Here is a 16742-nt window from a genome sequence, read left to right as displayed (position 1 = left end):
TTGTTTGATGAAAAACTAAAGAAGGGTTCGGTTTGTATTACCGATGAAGATGTGAGCGTGGTAATGGCAGGTATGGGCAGGCCTGAAGATTTTGAGCAGGAAGAGGTTTCGTACAGTTCGGCATCAACGGGAAACGCAGGTGCAGGCAGTAATGCACAGTCATCCAAACCTGAACCTGCCCCCGCCCCACACAGGCTTTACCGCGCGGAGAACGACAAAGTACTGGGCGGTGTATGCGCCGGGGTAGCCAATTACCTGAGAATTGATCCCGCCGTAGTACGTATTATTTTTGCGCTCATTGCTTTTGGCGGGTTCGGTTTCGGCTTTTTATTGTATATTATTTTATGGATCATACTCCCCGCAAAGCCTTTGCAAACCAATGTACGTAAACGGCTTTACCGCGATCCCGACAACAAAATGATCGGTGGCGTAGCCGGTGGATTAAGCGCATACTTTAATATTGATACCTGGATCCCGAGACTGATATTTCTGCTCCCGTTCTTACTGAGCCTGCTTCCCAACCTGTTCAGTGGTTTCTGGTGGCACTGGAAAGGCCCGTGGGTAGCATTCAGCGGACTGGGCGGTACCTTCTTCATTACCTATATTATTTTATGGATCGTTTTGCCCCGTGCCGTAACGGCAACGGAAAAATTAGAAATGCGTGGTGAAAAAATTGATCTGGAAAGTATAAAGAACACCGTACAGGAAGAGCTGCAGAATGTAAAAGGCCGGGGCGAAAAGATGGGAGCTGCATTTAAGGAAAAAGCAAAAGATGTTGGACAGGAGATGGGTGCAACCATTCAGCAGAGAACGCAGGCATTTGCATCGGAAGTTGGTCCCTTTGCCAAAAAAGCAGGCACCGGTATCGGTAATGCCATAGGCGTATTGTTCAAGGCTTTCTTTTTATTTATCGCCGGTATGATCGCTTTTGTGCTGCTTATTGTTTTAATAGCGCTTTTATACAGCGGTGTGGGCATATTTCCTCTTAAAAATTTTTTATTAGCAGGGTTCTGGCAGAACTTTTTTGCCTGGAGCGTGGTAACCATGTTCATAGGTGTACCTATCATTGCCTTTGTGGTATGGATCATCAGGCGCATTATGCGGGTGAAATCAGGGAATCCATACCTGGGCTATGCATTCGGGAGCCTTTGGATAGTTGGACTGGTAAGCCTGTTTATATTGGTTGGTATGGTTGCCCGCAATTTCAGGACCCGTACCAGCATAAATGAAGATGTGGCCATCACCCAGCCATCAACCGGGAACATGATCGTAAAAGTAGCTGAAGGAAAGGTGAAGTATTACAGCAGTGACTGGTTTGACGGAGATTTTCCTTTTCTTTCGATGAACGAAGACAGTATGTTACTGAATACAGTAAGGTTAAAGCTCGTGAAAAGCCCGGACAGCAGTTATCATATCCAAAGGGTAAAATTCGCCAGGGGAAATACGCCGGCGATAGCAGAAAATAACGCGGCTAATATAAACTTCGCAGTATCGCAGAACGACAGCGTAATAGCGCTGGCCAAAGGTTTTCCGGTATCCAAACAAAATAAATTCCGCAACCAGCAGGTGTTGCTGGTAATAGAGATCCCGGTAGGTAGAAAAATAATGATTGACAAGAGTGTGGACTGGTACGATTGGTTTGATATTAACATAAACCGCAGAAGGGGGTGGAATATTGACTGGGATGAAAGATGGGATAATTCTTATTCCTGGAGAAATAACGTGTCGTATACAATGACCCCGGAAGGGCTGGAAAGAACAGAAAAGAATAATGAAGACAAAGGGAATTTAAAAAGCGGTAAGTTCAGGCTGAAAGCGGATGACAGTGGCATAGAAATAGAGGCTGAAGGTGAAATGGACAATGGCAAAGGTGTTTACCGCTACAAAAGGCAGGGCGATTCCATCCTCATTGAGGAAGGCAAAAAGCCTGCTCCGCCGAAGGCTCCGGCAGAGCCCCCGGTACCGGTTCCGCAACGAAAAGCTTCTGCTTCTGCAGATAACAGGCATGAAGAAAAAGTGGTTAAAGCACGCCCGGGAGAAGATCTCTATACTCCCTTTCTTTTTCTCTCCGGCCGTTAACAAATGCATCCTGGAAAGATCGTTTCAATAGACAGGTTGAAGTTGGAACAAACACTGCCCTGCAGGTAACATTGCGGGGCAGTTTGTTGTTGGTGAGCAGCAAGCGGCAGGTGGTAAGTATTTGCCGGTTGATGAAATGGAGAGACAGTAGAAACGCTATAAACGCTATCCGAAGTTAAACGCTATCCGAGGTTTCTAACTTCGGATCTTTATGTTCTTCCCCGTTTTAAAACGGGGAAGAACATAGTGCTGCTGCAGTCTCCGACTTTGCAGCGCAGTAGAGCAGCAATGAAAGATAGGGGTTGACATACTTCATACTTCGCTTTGGTCATTAGCTGTAACAGGAGTATTTTTGTACATTTTGCTAAAATTACAACCATGACCTTCATTATCCGTTTGTTAGTAACTGCAGCGGTAGCCTACGGACTGGCTTATCTGCTGAAAGGCATCCATATAGATTCCTACTGGACCGCCCTGGTTTTTGCGCTGGTACTGGCCATCGTTAACCTTATTATCCGCCCCCTGCTGATCATCCTTACCATACCGCTTACCATTATAACCCTGGGGCTTTTTTTATTGGTGATCAACGCCCTGATGGTGCTGCTGGCTTCTAAAGTTGTGGATGGCATTACCATCGACGGGTTTTGGTGGGCGTTGCTGTTTGGTTTGCTGCTTTCCATTGTTTCATCCCTGCTTTTAAGCAGTAAAAGCGAGTAAAGCAGTAAAATACCTGCGCTGGTAATATCATAATGGCCATGCAAATTACGTTTACCCTCAAACGTAAAGTCATCAAAAAGAAAAATAACCATTCTAATAAACCGGCATATTTTCAAAAACCAATAGGTTTGTATATGCATTTTGTCCAAAAGAACTTTACTGCGATCCAATTAGAACAGTTTTACAGATCCTTATTGCTCCCCCGGATGACCGAGGAAAAAATGCTGGTGCTGCTGCGGCAGGGAAGGATCAGCAAATGGTTCAGCGGTATAGGGCAGGAAGCCATTGCCGTTGGCGCCACCCTGGCTCTTGAAAACGATGAATGGATCATGCCACTGCACCGTAACCTGGGCGTATTTACTACCCGCAATATGCCGCTCAACAAACTTTTTATGCAATGGCAGGGTGCTAAAAGCGGGTATAGCAACGGAAGGGAAAGAAGCTTTCATTTCGGGAGCAGGGAACATTATATCTGCGGAATGATCTCTCACCTTGGCGCACAGATGTCCGTAGCCGACGGAGTAGCGCTGGCACATAAACTAAAAAAGGAGAACAAAGTTGCCCTTGCTTTTTGCGGAGAGGGTGCTACAAGTGAGGGCGATTTTCATGAAGCCCTGAACATTGCAGCCGTATGGGATCTCCCTGTTATTTTTTTGGTAGAGAACAACGGTTATGGTTTAAGCACGCCTGTGCAGGAACAGTTCCGATGCGAAAGCATTGTTGATAAAGCGAAGGGCTATGGGATGGAAGGCGTTCAGATAGACGGCAACAACATCCTTACGGTATACGATACAATAAAAGGTGTAAGAGAATACTGCATCGAACGCCGGAAGCCTTACCTGGTAGAATGCATGACCTTCCGAATGCGCGGCCATGAGGAAGCAAGCGGAATAAAATATGTACCTGAGACATTATTATCTGTTTGGGAGAAAAAAGACCCGGTTAAGACATTTGAACAATGGCTGCTGCAACAAAACATTTTGACCACGACCGATATTGAAAGCATAAAAACCGACCTTAAAAAACACATTGATGCTGAAATCGAAAAAGGATCCGTAAATGCTGTTGTCGCTCCTTCAACGGAAGAAGAGCTAAGTGACGTGTATGCAGAGCGGATAGCATTCGGAGGACTCACTACAGCCATTATTGATAATGAGGCTGCGCTTGAACATGCCCGGTTTACCATCCGGGAAAAAAGATTCGTGGATGCTATATCTGAGGGTATTTATCAAAGTATGATCACCCACGATAACCTGGTTTTGATGGGACAGGATATTGCGGAATACGGAGGTGTTTTTAAAATAACGGAAGGCCTGCTGAATAAATTCGGCAAAGAAAGGGTGCGCAATACTCCCTTATGCGAAAGTGGCGTTATAGGTGCCGCATTAGGGTTGAGCATAGAAGGATACAAAAGCGTCGTGGAAATGCAGTTCGCCGATTTTGTAACAACAGGTTTTAACCAGATCATCAATAATTTGGCCAAAATACATTATCGCTGGGGTCAAAACGCCGATGTGGTGATCCGTATGCCCACTGGAGCAGGTGTGGGCGCCGGTCCTTTTCACTCACAAAGCAATGAAGCATGGTTTGTGCATACACCCGGCTTAAAAGTAGTTTATCCTTCTACCGCTATGGACGCAAAGGGATTATTGATCGCGGCAGTAAACGATCTTAATCCCGTGATGTTTTTTGAACATAAAGCCTTATACCGCAGCATAAGCGGGCCTGTGCCAGAAGAAAATTATGAAATACCCATTGGCAAAGCAAGGCGGGTGGAAGAAGGAGAAGACCTTTCCATTATTACTTACGGGGCTGGTGTGCACTGGGCGCTGGAATATGCCGCCCGGCATACGGATACATCATTCGATATTCTTGATCTGCGGACGCTGTTGCCTTTAGATTACGATGCCATCAGCGAGTCTGTGCTGCGCACGGGCAGGGTATTGATATTGCATGAAGATACTTTAATTGGTGGCATAGGGGCAGAGGTCAGCGCCTGGATACAGGAACATTGCTTTGCTCAGTTGGATGCCCCTGTTTTACGCTGCGCTTCTTTGGATACACCTGTGCCTTTTAATATAGAACTGGAAAAGCATTTTCTTGCCAAATCGCGCATACACGAATATGTTCAGAAATTACTTCATTATTGATAGCTGTGAGCTTTGAGCTTTTTTCACCTCTCACCTCTCACTTTTCACCTCTCACAATTCACCACTCACCACTCACTATTCACTATTCACCCTCCACCCTTCCCCCTTCCCCCTTTTCCCTCTTATCTTTGCTCTTATGGGTCATAAAAAATTAATACGGTTTGAAGCCATCAAAACCTTTCCCAATGTGCTTCAGTACCCGCAGGGTATGCAGCGTAAATGGAGCGAGTTTTTTGGAAACAGCAATGGTATTACATTAGAGCTTGCCTGTGGCAAAGGAGAATATACGGTAGCGTTGGCAAAACAACATCCCCACCGGAATTTTATAGGCGTTGACCTGAAAGGCAACCGGATATGGGCCGGCGCCAGGAAATGCCTGGAAGAAGGGATAAAAAACGCGGCATTTTTACGTACGCAAATTGAAAAGATCACCGATTACTTTGCTCCCGGCGAGGTGCATGAAATATGGATCACTTTTCCCGATCCGCAGCTCAGACTTTCAAAGGCAAAGAAAAGACTTACACATCCCCGGTTCTTACGTTTGTACCAGCAGGTGCTTGTGTCCGGCGGTACAATTCATTTAAAAACAGACTCACCCGACCTGTACCGGTTTAGCAGATTGGTAACCGGCATGTATGAACTGCCGGTACTGGAAGATTATGATAATGTATATGCGCAGCAGGATATTTCTGATGAACTAAAAATTAAAACCTACTACGAAAGCCTGGATATTGCAGGCAGCAATACCGTCCATTACCTGAAATTTCGTTTACCGGCACATCTTCCGCCGGAAAAGGATGAGCAGCTAAAACAACTGTTGCAAAAGTCTGCAACTGATTGAAAGAAGCAATTTTATTATATTCCCGGTTGTTTAACTGCTTGACTTTAAGTAGTAAATTTGGTCACCGCATGAAACGCATATCAAAACCTCTCCACTCAAAGCGTGCCAAAAGTATCCCGGCAAAAGAAAAGAGAAAAGATTCCTTTTTTGAATCTGTATACGATGTGGTGCGGCTGATCCCCAAAGGGCGTGCCACTTCATACGGGGCCATTGCCGAATACCTGGGCACAAAATTGTCTGCCCGCATGGTAGGCTGGGCCATGAATGCTGCAGGCACCGCTTATCCGCCTGTGCCTGCGCATCGCGTGGTGAACCGCAATGGCATGCTCAGCGGCAAACATCATTTTGCCACACCAACCCTGATGGCCGATCTTTTAAAAAGCGAAGGCATAAAAGTTAAGGATGATACAATTGTGAATTTTGAAAAAGTATTCTGGGATCCGGTTAAAGAGCCGGAAGCTGAATAACGAATGCTCCATGTATTCATTTCGTATTTCGTATTTTTAGCTTTGGGCTTTACATTTTTTAGCTTACACTTAAAAATAAGGATATGTCATTCAGCGGAAAAACAATTTTTATCACAGGCGGCAGCAGGGGCATTGGCAAAGCAATAGCCGTACGGCTGGCCAAAGAGGGGGCTCAGGTGGTCATCGCCGCAAAATCGGTAGAAGAAAATCCCAGGCTTGGCGGAACGATCTTTTCCGCCGCAAAAGAGATAGTGGAAGCCGGCGGGCAGGCGCTGCCCGTTCAGTGCGATATCCGTTTTGAAGAGCAAATAAACAATGCCGTAAGCAAAGCCATTGAGGTATTCGGCGGCATAGATGTTCTTATTAACAACGCTTCGGCCATCTCGCTTACCCCCACGGAAAAAACAGACCCCAAACGTTTCGACCTTATGCACGACATTAATGTAAGGGGTACTTTTTTTGTAAGCAAGACCTGCATACCGCATTTGCGAAAAGGCAATAATCCGCATATCCTCAATTTGTCACCTCCGCTCAACATGCAGCCCAAATGGTTTGGCAACCACCTGGCTTATACGCTCAGTAAATACAATATGAGCATGATTGCCATGGGACTGGCTGAAGAATTAAAAAAAGACGGGATTGGCGTTAACGCACTTTGGCCCCGGACCACCATTGCCACCGCAGCGGTGCAAAACCTACTTGGTGGTGATGCATTAATAAAAATGAGCCGTATGCCTGAAATAATCGCCGATGCAGCTTATTATATTTTATCCCGCCCCGCGAAAACCTGTACGGGCAATTTTTTTATTGATGAAGATATATTGACGAGTGAAGGCAAAACGGATCTTGAAAAATACAGCGTTGTGCCCGGGGCCGAATTGTATGCCGATTTATTCCTGTAAGAAGACTTTAGCAGCAGCAATTGGCACAGGGCTGCACCTATTTTCATTAATCCGTTTTTCAGCAGAAAAATAGCAGGAGCCAATGATCACATATTTCTCCGGTATTGGCCGCCTACTTCGAAAAGAGCATGGGTAATTTGCCCGAGACTGCAATACTTAACCGTATCCATCAGTGTTTCAAACAGGTTCTCGTTGTGGCCTGCGGCTGTTTTGAGTGCATCCAGTTTTTCGGCACATTTCGCTTCATTTCTTTTTTGAAATGCTTTTGTATTTTCTATCTGCTGTTCTCTCTCTTCCGTAGTGCTGCGGATCACTTCACCCGGCACCAGGGTGGGACTACCTTTTTTATTTAAAAAAGTATTTACGCCCACAACAGGAAGCTGCCCCGAATGCTTGAGACTTTCGTAATGCAGGCTTTCTTCCTGTATCTTATTGCGCTGATACATTCTTTCCATGGCGCCCAGCACACCGCCCCTGTTGGAAATACGGTCAAATTCCGCCAGTACGGCTTCTTCCACCAGGTCGGTCAATACTTCAACAGCAAAGCTTCCCTGTATGAAGTTTTCCGTTTTTGCCGAGCCCAGTTCGCGGTTAATGATGAGCTGGATGGCCATAGCTCTCCGCACGCTTTCTTCAGTGGGTGTGGTAATGGCTTCATCATAAGCGTTTGTATGTAATGAGTTGCAGTTGTCGTAAATAGCGTATAAAGCCTGCAATGTTGTACGTATATCATTAAAATCAATTTCCTGCGCATGAAGGCTGCGGCCGCTGGTTTGAATATGGTATTTTAATTTTTGTGAGCGTTCATTGCCGTGGTAAACATATTTAATGCCTTTGGCCCATATCCTTCTCGCTACCCTGCCTATAACACTGTATTCCGGATCCATGCCATTGCTGAAGAAAAAGGAAAGGTTAGGAGCGAAATCGTCAATATGCATGCCGCGGCTCAGGTAGTACTCTACATACGTAAAGCCGTTGGCGAGGGTAAATGCCAGTTGGGTAACGGGATTGGCTCCTGCTTCTGCGATATGGTATCCGCTGATGCTTACACTGTAAAAATTGCGTACTTTATTCTCAATAAAAAAGGACTGAACATCACCCATTAGCTTTAGTGCAAATTCTGTAGAAAAGATACAGGTATTTTGTGCCTGGTCTTCCTTTAATATATCTGCCTGCACCGTACCCCGTACCTGTTGCAATGATTCGGCCCTTATTTTTTCGTATACCTCACGTGGCAGTACTTCATCACCGCTCAAACCCAACAATTGTAATCCCAATCCATTATTGCCATCCGGGAGCCCTTCGGGAGAAGAAGGATTGTAATACACAGGTGGAGGCTGGTGCTCATATTTCTTTTTGCGTATCTTTTCTACTTCATACCACAATTTGTTCTCTCCTATCCATTTTTCGCATTGCTGATCAATAGCTGCATTCATAAAAAAAGCAAGTATTACCGGGGCAGGGCCGTTAATGGTCATGCTTACAGAAGTGGAAGGATCGCACAGGTCAAACCCGCTGTATAATTTTTTAGCATCATCCACCGTTGCAATACTAACGCCGGCATTCCCGATCTTACCGTAAATATCCGGACGGTATGCAGGGTCCCGGCCATACAAGGTAACACTGTCAAAAGCTGTGGAAAGCCGTTTTGCCGGCTGATCGGCAGAAACATAATGAAAGCGTTTGTTGGTGCGTTCCGGTCCGCCTTCGCCTGCAAACATCCGTGTAGGATCTTCTCCCTGCCGTTTTAACTCAAACACCCCTGCGGTATAAGGAAAAGCTCCCGGCACATTTTCCTGCATTTGCCATCGCAATATATCTCCCCAGTCCTTATAACCAGGCAGCACAACTTTTGGGATTTTTGTCCCGCTTAAAGACAGGGTATTGGCTTCCTGCTTTATTACTTTGCCGCGTACGGTATATTCAAAAAAATCTGCCTCGTATTTATCTTTCAGCTCTTTCCATTTCTCCATGAGCGCTTTTACTTCGGGGCTTAATTTTTTTTCGAGCTCCCTGTATTGTTTTTGTAGTATGGATTGCATGCGTTGTTGTTATTTTTTGGAGCGCCTGTTTTTGCCTAAAAATTTTTTTATCTCATTTTGCAAAGCTTTTGCATCCGGCAATTTTCCCCGTAGCTGGCGGGGCAGCGATTTGATAAAGCGATAATCGCTTACGCCAATGGGATGATTGATATTACTTAAAGCAAAATCTACTTCTACCTCGTCTTTTGAGCCGCATAATATTATGCCTATGGAAGGATTATCAGTTGCCTGTTTCAAATGTTCATTGATAAAATTCAGGTAGCCGTTCATCTGACCGGTATGCGCAAGTTCAAATCCTTCCATTTTTAATTCGAGCACTACATAACTGCGTAATATCAAATGGTAAAACAGCAGGTCAATGAAATGATCCTTTCTTCCAATTTTAAATTTTATCTGGCGTCCCACGAAGGCAAATCCTGCCCCCAGCTCAATTAGAAATTCCTGTATATGATTGATGAGTTGTTTTTCCAGTTCATGTTCTGTTATCTTTTCACCAAAGTCTAAAAAATTAAATATATACGGGTCTTTCAATACCTGATTTGCGAGGTCGCTTTGAGGTTTGGGTAGTGTAAGATGAAAGTTGGAATGTTTTTTATTTTTTTTCTGCCGTTGAAACAGATCTGTCTGTACCTGGTACTGTAGTACTGCTCTACTCCAGTTATGCTCAATGGTTTTTTGTATATACCATAAGCGTGCTTCCCCGTCAAAAATTTTATCCAGCAAAAACATGTGATGTCCCCATGGAATACTTACCAGCAGGGGATTTGAAAGGAACCATTGCTTGTTGTTAAATTGGGCAGCAGCCTGCTGCCCAATTGGCTTTTTATACCGTTGCAAGACTTTAGTGCCTCTGTTTGAATTGGTTTTTTCCCCTGATTGTAATTGGGCAGCAGGCTGCTGCCCAATTAGTAAATCAGGATATGCATTGGCAAACTGCCGCATATATTTCAGGCTTCTTGCCGAAAATCCCTGCAGGTCCGGGAACTGTTTCTGTAAATCTTTGGCCAGTTGTGGAATTATTTTTGCGCCCCATCCTTCAACATCAACTTTCTGTGTTATTTGTTTACCCAGGTACCAATACAACAATAGCATATGTTGGTTCACCTGCAAAACTGCCTGCAATTTTGAGTTCTGGATATCTCTTTTTAATTCTACCAGCCATTCCCGGTATTGTTTAGTGGTGTTTTTCATTTTCCGTTGGTGTTTTTAGTATTTGAATTGCGCCATTTAACTGGTACAGTTGCGATGCAATATAGCTTTGCTCATTTACATGAGCATTATAGGCACGCACGCTGTCGCTGACCTCGCTCAGGTAACGAACCCGCCCCGGCGGCATAACCGTTACCTCCTGCCTTCCGCCTTCTGCATGGAAGCCGTTTGGTAAAGCCGCATCCCATGCTACCCCTGTTTTTTCTTTTATTTTTTGAAGCAGTAAACCAAAGAAATGGTTCACTCTTTTGTCGTTGAATGTATTGGCACATATACCTGTTACCGGCAATTCATCATCAGGGGCCGTAAACAACAGGTGATTGCGTTTGTATTGTTTCCTTACATCATTCAGTGCATCTTCTGCCCCTGCTTTATCAAATTTGTTGATGACAATAAGGTCCGCGTAATCCAGCATATTGATCTTTTCCAACTGGGAAGCTGCGCCGTATTCAGGGGTCATTATATACACGCTCACATCGCAATAATCTACAATGCTCGTGTCACTTTGGCCTACGCCCGCTGTTTCAAGAATAATGCAGTCGTACCCCGCCGCTTTGCAGATCGCTATCGCATCTTTTGCTACCTTACTTATAGCCGTATTGTCTTCACGGGTAGCCAGTGAACGCATATAAACACGGGGGCCCGAAATGGAATTCATTCTTATCCTGTCGCCAAGCAATGCGCCGCCTGTTTTTTTCTTACTCGGGTCAACCGAAACAACCGCAATGGTTTTATCGGTAAAAGCACCCAGGTAACGGCGTACAATTTCATCGGTTACAGATGATTTTCCTGCACCGCCCGTTCCCGTGATGCCAATAACCGGGATATCAGCCCGCTCCGAATGCTTCATCTCTTCTAAAACAGTTGAGTAGCTTTCCCCTTTTTCCGCAAGGGTAATAGCCCTCGCAACTTTCCTGATATCTTTCTTCTCGCCTAAAGGCAGTGCATCAGCCCGGTATTCAGGTATTGATGTAGGAGAAAAGCTGCAATGCCGGATCAGATCCTCTATCATGCCTTCCAGCCCCATTTTTCGGCCGTCATCAGGGCTATATATCCTCGTAATGCCGTACTGATGCAATCGTTCGGCTTCCTGGGGCAGGATCGTGCCGCCACCGCCGCCAAAAATTTTAATATGACCGCAACCGCTTTCATCAAGCAGGTCTTTGATGTATTTAAAGAACTCCATATGACCACCCTGGTAACTGGTAAGGGCAATGCCATGTACGTCTTCTTCAATGGCACATTCCACAATTTCGTAGGCCGACCGGTCGTGACCGAGGTGAATAACCTCAGCGCCTTTGCTCTGGAGTATGCGACGCATAATATTTATGGCCGCATCATGACCGTCGAACAGGCTTGCCGCCGTTACTATACGAATTTTATTGTTGGATAGATCATTCATATTGCCAATATTACAAAGGCCTAAAATTAATTCAAATCCTAATGCCCGTTAGCTTTTCAACCGTTTACACAAAAAAATGGTTTGGCTCACATTAAAAATGGGAGTAGTTTAGTCCACACAAAAACTAAATATTTATATGAAATTGATTCGATTCGGAAAGGCCGGAGAAGAAAAGCCCGGAATAGAAATGGAAAATGGGAAACGCATTGATGTTTCTGCCTTTGGAGAAGATTATACGGAAGATTTTTTCAACGCAAAAGGCATAAGCCGCCTTACAGAATGGTTGAAAGGAAATCAGGGATCCTGCCCTGTTGTACACAACAATGAAAGATTGGGACCTCCGCTGAAACGTCCGTCCAAACTCATTTGCATAGGGCTCAATTATTCTGATCATGCAGCAGAAAGCAATATGCAATTGCCTCTGGAACCTATTATATTTTTTAAAGCAACTTCTGCCATTTCGGGTCCTGATGATGATGTGGTTATCCCGCGCAACAGTGTCAAAACCGATTGGGAAGTAGAGCTGGCCGTTGTGATCGGTAAAAAAGCTTCTTACGTAGAAGAAAAAGACGCAATGGATCATGTGGCGGGATATATGCTCCATAATGATTACAGTGAAAGAGCCTTTCAGTTGGAAAGAAGCGGTCAATGGGTGAAAGGAAAAAGTTGCGATACATTTGCTCCCATCGGGCCCTGGCTGGCAACACCCGATGAAATCAAAGACGTCAATAATCTCCGGTTATGGCTTACCGTTAACGGTAAAACCATGCAGGACGGCAACAGTAAAAACCTGATCTTCAAAATACCTTATCTGATCGCTTACCTCAGCCAATTTATGACCCTGCTGCCCGGCGATATTATTACTACGGGTACGCCGGCCGGCGTGGGATTGGGGCAAAAGCCGGAACCCGTTTATCTGAAGGCCGGTGATGTGGTGGAGCTGGGCATTGACGGATTGGGACAGGCAAAACAAACGCTGGTAAGCCTGGAAAAATAATTTTGATGAAGTGCTAAATCAAAAACCATGAAACGATATTGCCTGGCCCTGGATCTCAAAGACGATCCTGTGGTTGTAGCTGAATATAAAAAGATCCACCAGGACATATGGCCCGACATCCGCGAAAGAATAAAGTCCGATGGCATTACGGGCATGGATATTTACCTTACCGGGAACAGGCTGTTCATGATCATGGAAGTGAATGATGATTTTTCTTTTGAGCGAAAAAGCGCATCCGATGCAGGGAACCCGAGGGTACAGGAATGGGAAAATTTTATGTGGACTTTTCAGCGGGCGCTGCCCTGGGCAAAACCCGGCGAAAAGTGGGTGATCATGGAAAAGATATTTGAACTGCAATAGCATCCATTTATAAAGCAACTATATGAAACGTTTCATTGCATACTTCACGTTTATTGCCGCTTTTGTTCTTTTATCCGCCTTTACCGTTATGCAAAAAAAGAAAATCATTTTTTTTGGTGATTCCATTACCCAGGCCGGCGTGGCGCCCAACGGCTATATTACCCTGTTGCAGCAAAGGCTGGCCAAAGAAGGCAGGGATAAGGCTTTTGATCTTATCGGCGCGGGCATCGGAGGCAACAAAGTGTATGATCTTTATTTAAGGCTGGAGGAAGATGTGCTGTCTAAAAAGCCCGACCTTGTGTTTATATACGTAGGCATAAATGATGTATGGCATAAAAGAAGCTTTGGAACCGGGACAGACCCTGACAAGTTTGAAAAATTTTACAACCGGATCATTGAAAAAATACAGGCGGCAGGCGCCAAAGTAGTGATTTGCACACCCACGGTGGTAGGTGAAAAAAAAGGCTTTGTTAATGAACTGGATGGCGACCTGAACAAATATTCGGAGATCGTGCGCAACATCGCTAAAAGCAAAAATGTTGAGCTGATAGACCTGCATAAAAATATTATTGACTATATCAATAAACACAATCCGGAAAATAAAAGTTCGGGTATTCTTACTACCGATGGCGTGCACATGAATGATGAAGGCAACAGGTTTTTGGCAGAACAGTTTTGGGGGTATATCAAATAGTGGTAAGTGGTAAGTAGTAAGAAGTAAGAGAGTAGTGGATATTGTGGTGGCAGCATGTATTTTCCAGTGTAATGTTAACCTAAAAATACCTGTTATGAAAGTTGTTAAATTTGAAGACCTGATAGCCTGGCAAAAGGCGCAGGATCTGGCAGAGCGATTAAATTATATTGAAGTGCCACAAAAGGATAACTTGCTATTCTTTTGTGAGGAAGTGACCAGGATTATTGTTGGGCTAACTAAATCTATACAAAATAAAATTGAGTAAAATAATTTGGTCAGGCTTGTTGTAGCTTACCACTTACCACTTACCACTAATCACTTACTACTTTATGACCTGCATAGACGCACACGTACATTTTTGGAAATACAACAGGGAACGCGATGCATGGATGGATGATATGAAGCTGCTGCAAAAAGATTATGTTCCCCAAACATTAGAGTCTACCCTGAGACGGAATGATGTGGAAGGGTGCATAGCCGTGCAGGCCGACCAGTCGGAAGTAGAAACCCGCTTTTTGTGCGAACTGGCCAAAACGCATTCTTTTATAAAAGGAGTAGTAGGGTGGATAGATCTGCGGGCCGATAACGTGGAAGAAAGGTTGCAGCATTTTTCGGAGTATACAGCTATAAAAGGATACCGGCATATTGTACAGGGTGAGCCCAATGATTTTTTGCTGCAAAAAGACTTTCAGCGGGGAGTTAAAGCGTTAAAGCAATTTGATTATACGTATGATGTATTGATCTATCACCACCAGTTGGAGCCTGCACTGGAGTTTGTATCGCAGTTCCCCGATCAGAAACTCATTATTGATCACTGTGCCAAGCCCGATATCAGGCACAAAGCCATTGACAATTGGGCCAGGTGGATGAAGGAAATTGCCCGGCACCCTAATATGTATTGCAAATTATCGGGGTTATTTACCGAAGCCGTCTGGAAAGAATGGAGCGCAGGAGATTTTTATCCTTATCTTGATGTGGCATTTGAAGCATTTGGTACCGGCAGGCTCATCTATGGCAGCGATTGGCCGGTTATCCTGGTATCGGGTATGTATGTGCAATGGAAAAGTTTGCTGGAGAAATATATGGAAAACTACGAGGAAGAAGAACGGGAGAAGGTGTTTGGACTGAATGCCATACAATTTTACAACCTCTGATCCTGCTCGGATAAGGCTATGAACCCGGCATTCATTTCTCTGATGCTGAAAATCATTTTTTACTTTAAATAAATCATAATGAACCTGAACCTTGGCAATAAAGTTTTCGTCGTTACGGGGGGCGCCAAAGGTATTGGCGCCGCCATAAGCAAAACTATTGCGGCAGAAGGGGGTATAGTAGTTATTGCAGGAAGAAATAAAACCGATAACCAGGCTATTGTTGATGAAATAATAAAAGCCGGCGGCAAAGCCAGCTATGTTACTGCAGAGCTCGGTGCCCCGGATGTTTGCAGAGATGTAATTGATTTTGCTGTTGAAAAATATGGGCAAATAGATGGACTGGTCAATAATGCCGGTATCAACGACGGTGTGGGACTTGAAAAAGGGTCACCCGAAAAATTCTTCCTGTCTCTTCAAAAAAACCTCAGTCACTATTATAACCTGGCACATTTTGCATTGCCCCACCTCAAAAAAACGAAAGGGAATATTGTAAACATCGGATCTAAAGTATCGGTTACAGGTCAGGGCAATACTTCGGGCTATGCCGCTTCCAAAGGAGCTGTTAATGCGCTCACCAGGGAATGGGCGGTTGAACTGCTGCCTTATTCCATAAGAGTAAATACTGTGATGCCCGCAGAAGTTTGGACGCCCTTGTATGAAAACTGGATAAAAACGCTACCCAACCCGGAGGAAAAGCTGTCGCAGATCGTATCCAAGATCCCTTTGGAAAAAAGAATGACCACCTCGGAAGAAATTGCAGACATGACCGTATTCCTGCTGAGCAACAGGTCGAGCCATACCACAGGACAGATCATTTATGTTGATGGCGGTTATACGCATTTGGACAGATCCTTACAATAAATCAATACTTAATTCAAGATTGCATGGCCTTAACTTCAACCGCTGCTCCCGTTGCAGCAGCCCCGCGGAGCGATAAGAGTTACCTGTTCCCCCTTATTTTGGTGACGAGCCTGTTCTTTTTATGGGGATTGGCCTACGGGCTGCTGGATGTGCTTAATAAGCATTTTCAGGATGCAATGAATGTTACCAAGGCAAGGTCAACTTTGTTACAGGCTGCTTACTTTGGCGCATATTTTCTTGTTGCCCTGCCAGCCGGTATTTTTATGAATAAGTATGGGTATAAGAAGGGCATCATTCTGGGCTTGCTATTGTATGCCACGGGGGCATTTCTTTTTTTCCCTTCGGCACAGATGGCCAGCTTTGATTTTTTTTTATTGGCGCTTTTTATACTGGCTTCCGGTTTAACCTGCCTCGAAACTGCTGCAAATCCCTATGTAACCGTACTGGGCCGGCCCGAAACATCGGAGTTTCGCCTCAATTTATCGCAATGCTTCAATGGTGTGGGTTCTTTTATAGGGCCTATCATCGCAGCGAACGTGTTTTTTAACGAAGCATCCGGAAAAGACAGCGGCAATCTCGATTCCGTAAAATTGGTATATGTGATTATCGCCATAGTTGTATTGTTTATCGCCGTATTGTTTTGGAGGACTTATTTGCCGGAGATCAAAGAAAGCGAGATCGTTTCCAATAAACTGCAGGATGAAAAGCCCTTATTTCAGCACCCGCATTTTGTGTATGGCGTAATAGCACAGTTTTTTTATGTGGCTGCGCAGGTAGGCATAGCCGCGCTTTTTATAAATTATTGTACCGAGGCAAAAAATGAAATTGACAATTCAAAAGCAGCTTATCTGCTTTCTATCAGCTTAC

Annotated in this window: 16 protein-coding genes; 13 read left to right on the top strand and 3 right to left on the bottom strand. The window is 44.6% G+C overall.

All coding sequences use genetic code 11. The features are described from left to right. The 6 genes from PLH26_RS11930 to PLH26_RS11905 all read left to right on the top strand — a co-directional run. Positions 1–2079: PspC domain-containing protein (locus PLH26_RS11930; protein WP_324586249.1), on the top strand; the 2079-nt coding region annotated here is incomplete at its 5' end. 378 nt (positions 2080–2457) lie between these two features. After that, on the top strand, positions 2458–2796 hold the full coding sequence (locus PLH26_RS11925; protein WP_324586248.1) for a phage holin family protein: 339 nt from the start codon (positions 2458–2460) through the stop codon (positions 2794–2796). A 134-nt stretch (positions 2797–2930) separates the two neighbouring features. Continuing rightward, positions 2931–4946: an alpha-ketoacid dehydrogenase subunit alpha/beta gene (locus PLH26_RS11920; RefSeq protein WP_324586247.1), complete on the top strand. Its 2016-nt coding sequence runs from the start codon at positions 2931–2933 to the stop codon at positions 4944–4946. Between the two features lie 136 nt (positions 4947–5082). Next, entirely contained in the window at positions 5083–5787 is a 705-nt protein-coding gene (gene trmB / locus PLH26_RS11915) for a tRNA (guanosine(46)-N7)-methyltransferase TrmB (protein ID WP_324586246.1), read from the top strand. 68 nt (positions 5788–5855) lie between these two features. Then, the gene (locus PLH26_RS11910) at positions 5856–6254 is read left to right on the top strand and encodes an MGMT family protein (RefSeq protein WP_324586245.1); all 399 of its coding nucleotides are present in this window, start codon (positions 5856–5858) and stop codon (positions 6252–6254) included. Between the two features lie 83 nt (positions 6255–6337). After that, positions 6338–7156 (top strand): SDR family oxidoreductase, encoded by an 819-nt coding sequence (locus tag PLH26_RS11905; protein WP_324586244.1) that lies wholly within the window; start codon positions 6338–6340, stop codon positions 7154–7156. A gap of 86 nt (positions 7157–7242) precedes the next feature. Here PLH26_RS11905 and PLH26_RS11900 read toward each other — a convergent pair whose 3' ends face one another. Genes PLH26_RS11900 through PLH26_RS11890 form a run of 3 tightly spaced genes read right to left on the bottom strand, consistent with a single transcriptional unit; the run spans position 7243 to position 11809 of the window. Next, on the bottom strand, positions 7243–9198 hold the full coding sequence (locus PLH26_RS11900; protein WP_324586243.1) for a methylmalonyl-CoA mutase family protein: 1956 nt from the start codon (positions 9196–9198) through the stop codon (positions 7243–7245). Positions 9199–9207: 9 nt separating this feature from the next. Then, positions 9208–10389, bottom strand: a complete 1182-nt coding sequence (locus PLH26_RS11895) for a PDDEXK nuclease domain-containing protein (protein WP_324586242.1) — start codon at positions 10387–10389, stop codon at positions 9208–9210. After that, the gene (locus PLH26_RS11890; protein ID WP_324586241.1) at positions 10373–11809 is read right to left on the bottom strand and encodes a cobalamin-dependent protein; all 1437 of its coding nucleotides are present in this window, start codon (positions 11807–11809) and stop codon (positions 10373–10375) included. Before PLH26_RS11890 ends, PLH26_RS11895 begins: the two co-directional genes overlap by 17 nt. 136 nt (positions 11810–11945) lie before the next feature. On the opposite strand from PLH26_RS11890, the gene PLH26_RS11885 reads away from it, so the two are divergent. The 7 genes from PLH26_RS11885 to PLH26_RS11855 all read left to right on the top strand — a co-directional run. Next, the gene (locus PLH26_RS11885) at positions 11946–12806 is read left to right on the top strand and encodes a fumarylacetoacetate hydrolase family protein (protein WP_324586240.1); all 861 of its coding nucleotides are present in this window, start codon (positions 11946–11948) and stop codon (positions 12804–12806) included. A 27-nt stretch (positions 12807–12833) separates the two neighbouring features. Continuing rightward, positions 12834–13166 carry an L-rhamnose mutarotase gene (locus PLH26_RS11880; RefSeq protein WP_324586239.1) on the top strand — a complete coding sequence of 111 codons (333 nt, stop codon included), beginning with the start codon at positions 12834–12836 and terminating at the stop codon, positions 13164–13166. Between the two features lie 22 nt (positions 13167–13188). After that, on the top strand, positions 13189–13860 hold the full coding sequence (locus PLH26_RS11875) for an SGNH/GDSL hydrolase family protein (protein ID WP_324586238.1): 672 nt from the start codon (positions 13189–13191) through the stop codon (positions 13858–13860). A 94-nt stretch (positions 13861–13954) separates the two neighbouring features. After that, positions 13955–14125, top strand: coding sequence for a four helix bundle protein (locus PLH26_RS11870; protein WP_324586237.1), 171 nt, complete (start codon positions 13955–13957; stop codon positions 14123–14125). A gap of 64 nt (positions 14126–14189) precedes the next feature. After that, positions 14190–15014: an amidohydrolase family protein gene (locus PLH26_RS11865; protein WP_324586236.1), complete on the top strand. Its 825-nt coding sequence runs from the start codon at positions 14190–14192 to the stop codon at positions 15012–15014. A 78-nt stretch (positions 15015–15092) separates the two neighbouring features. Next, on the top strand, positions 15093–15875 hold the full coding sequence (locus tag PLH26_RS11860) for an L-fucose dehydrogenase (protein WP_324586235.1): 783 nt from the start codon (positions 15093–15095) through the stop codon (positions 15873–15875). Between the two features lie 23 nt (positions 15876–15898). Then, the coding region (locus tag PLH26_RS11855; protein WP_324586234.1) for an MFS transporter at positions 15899–16742 on the top strand (844 nt) is incomplete at its 3' end.

Origin of the sequence: Agriterribacter sp., from assembly GCF_035444585.1 — a bacterium.
In the GTDB taxonomy this organism is placed as follows: domain Bacteria; phylum Bacteroidota; class Bacteroidia; order Chitinophagales; family Chitinophagaceae; genus Agriterribacter.
The sequence above is the reverse complement of the archived record's forward strand: the minus strand, read 5'-3'. Positions and strand labels throughout refer to the sequence as shown.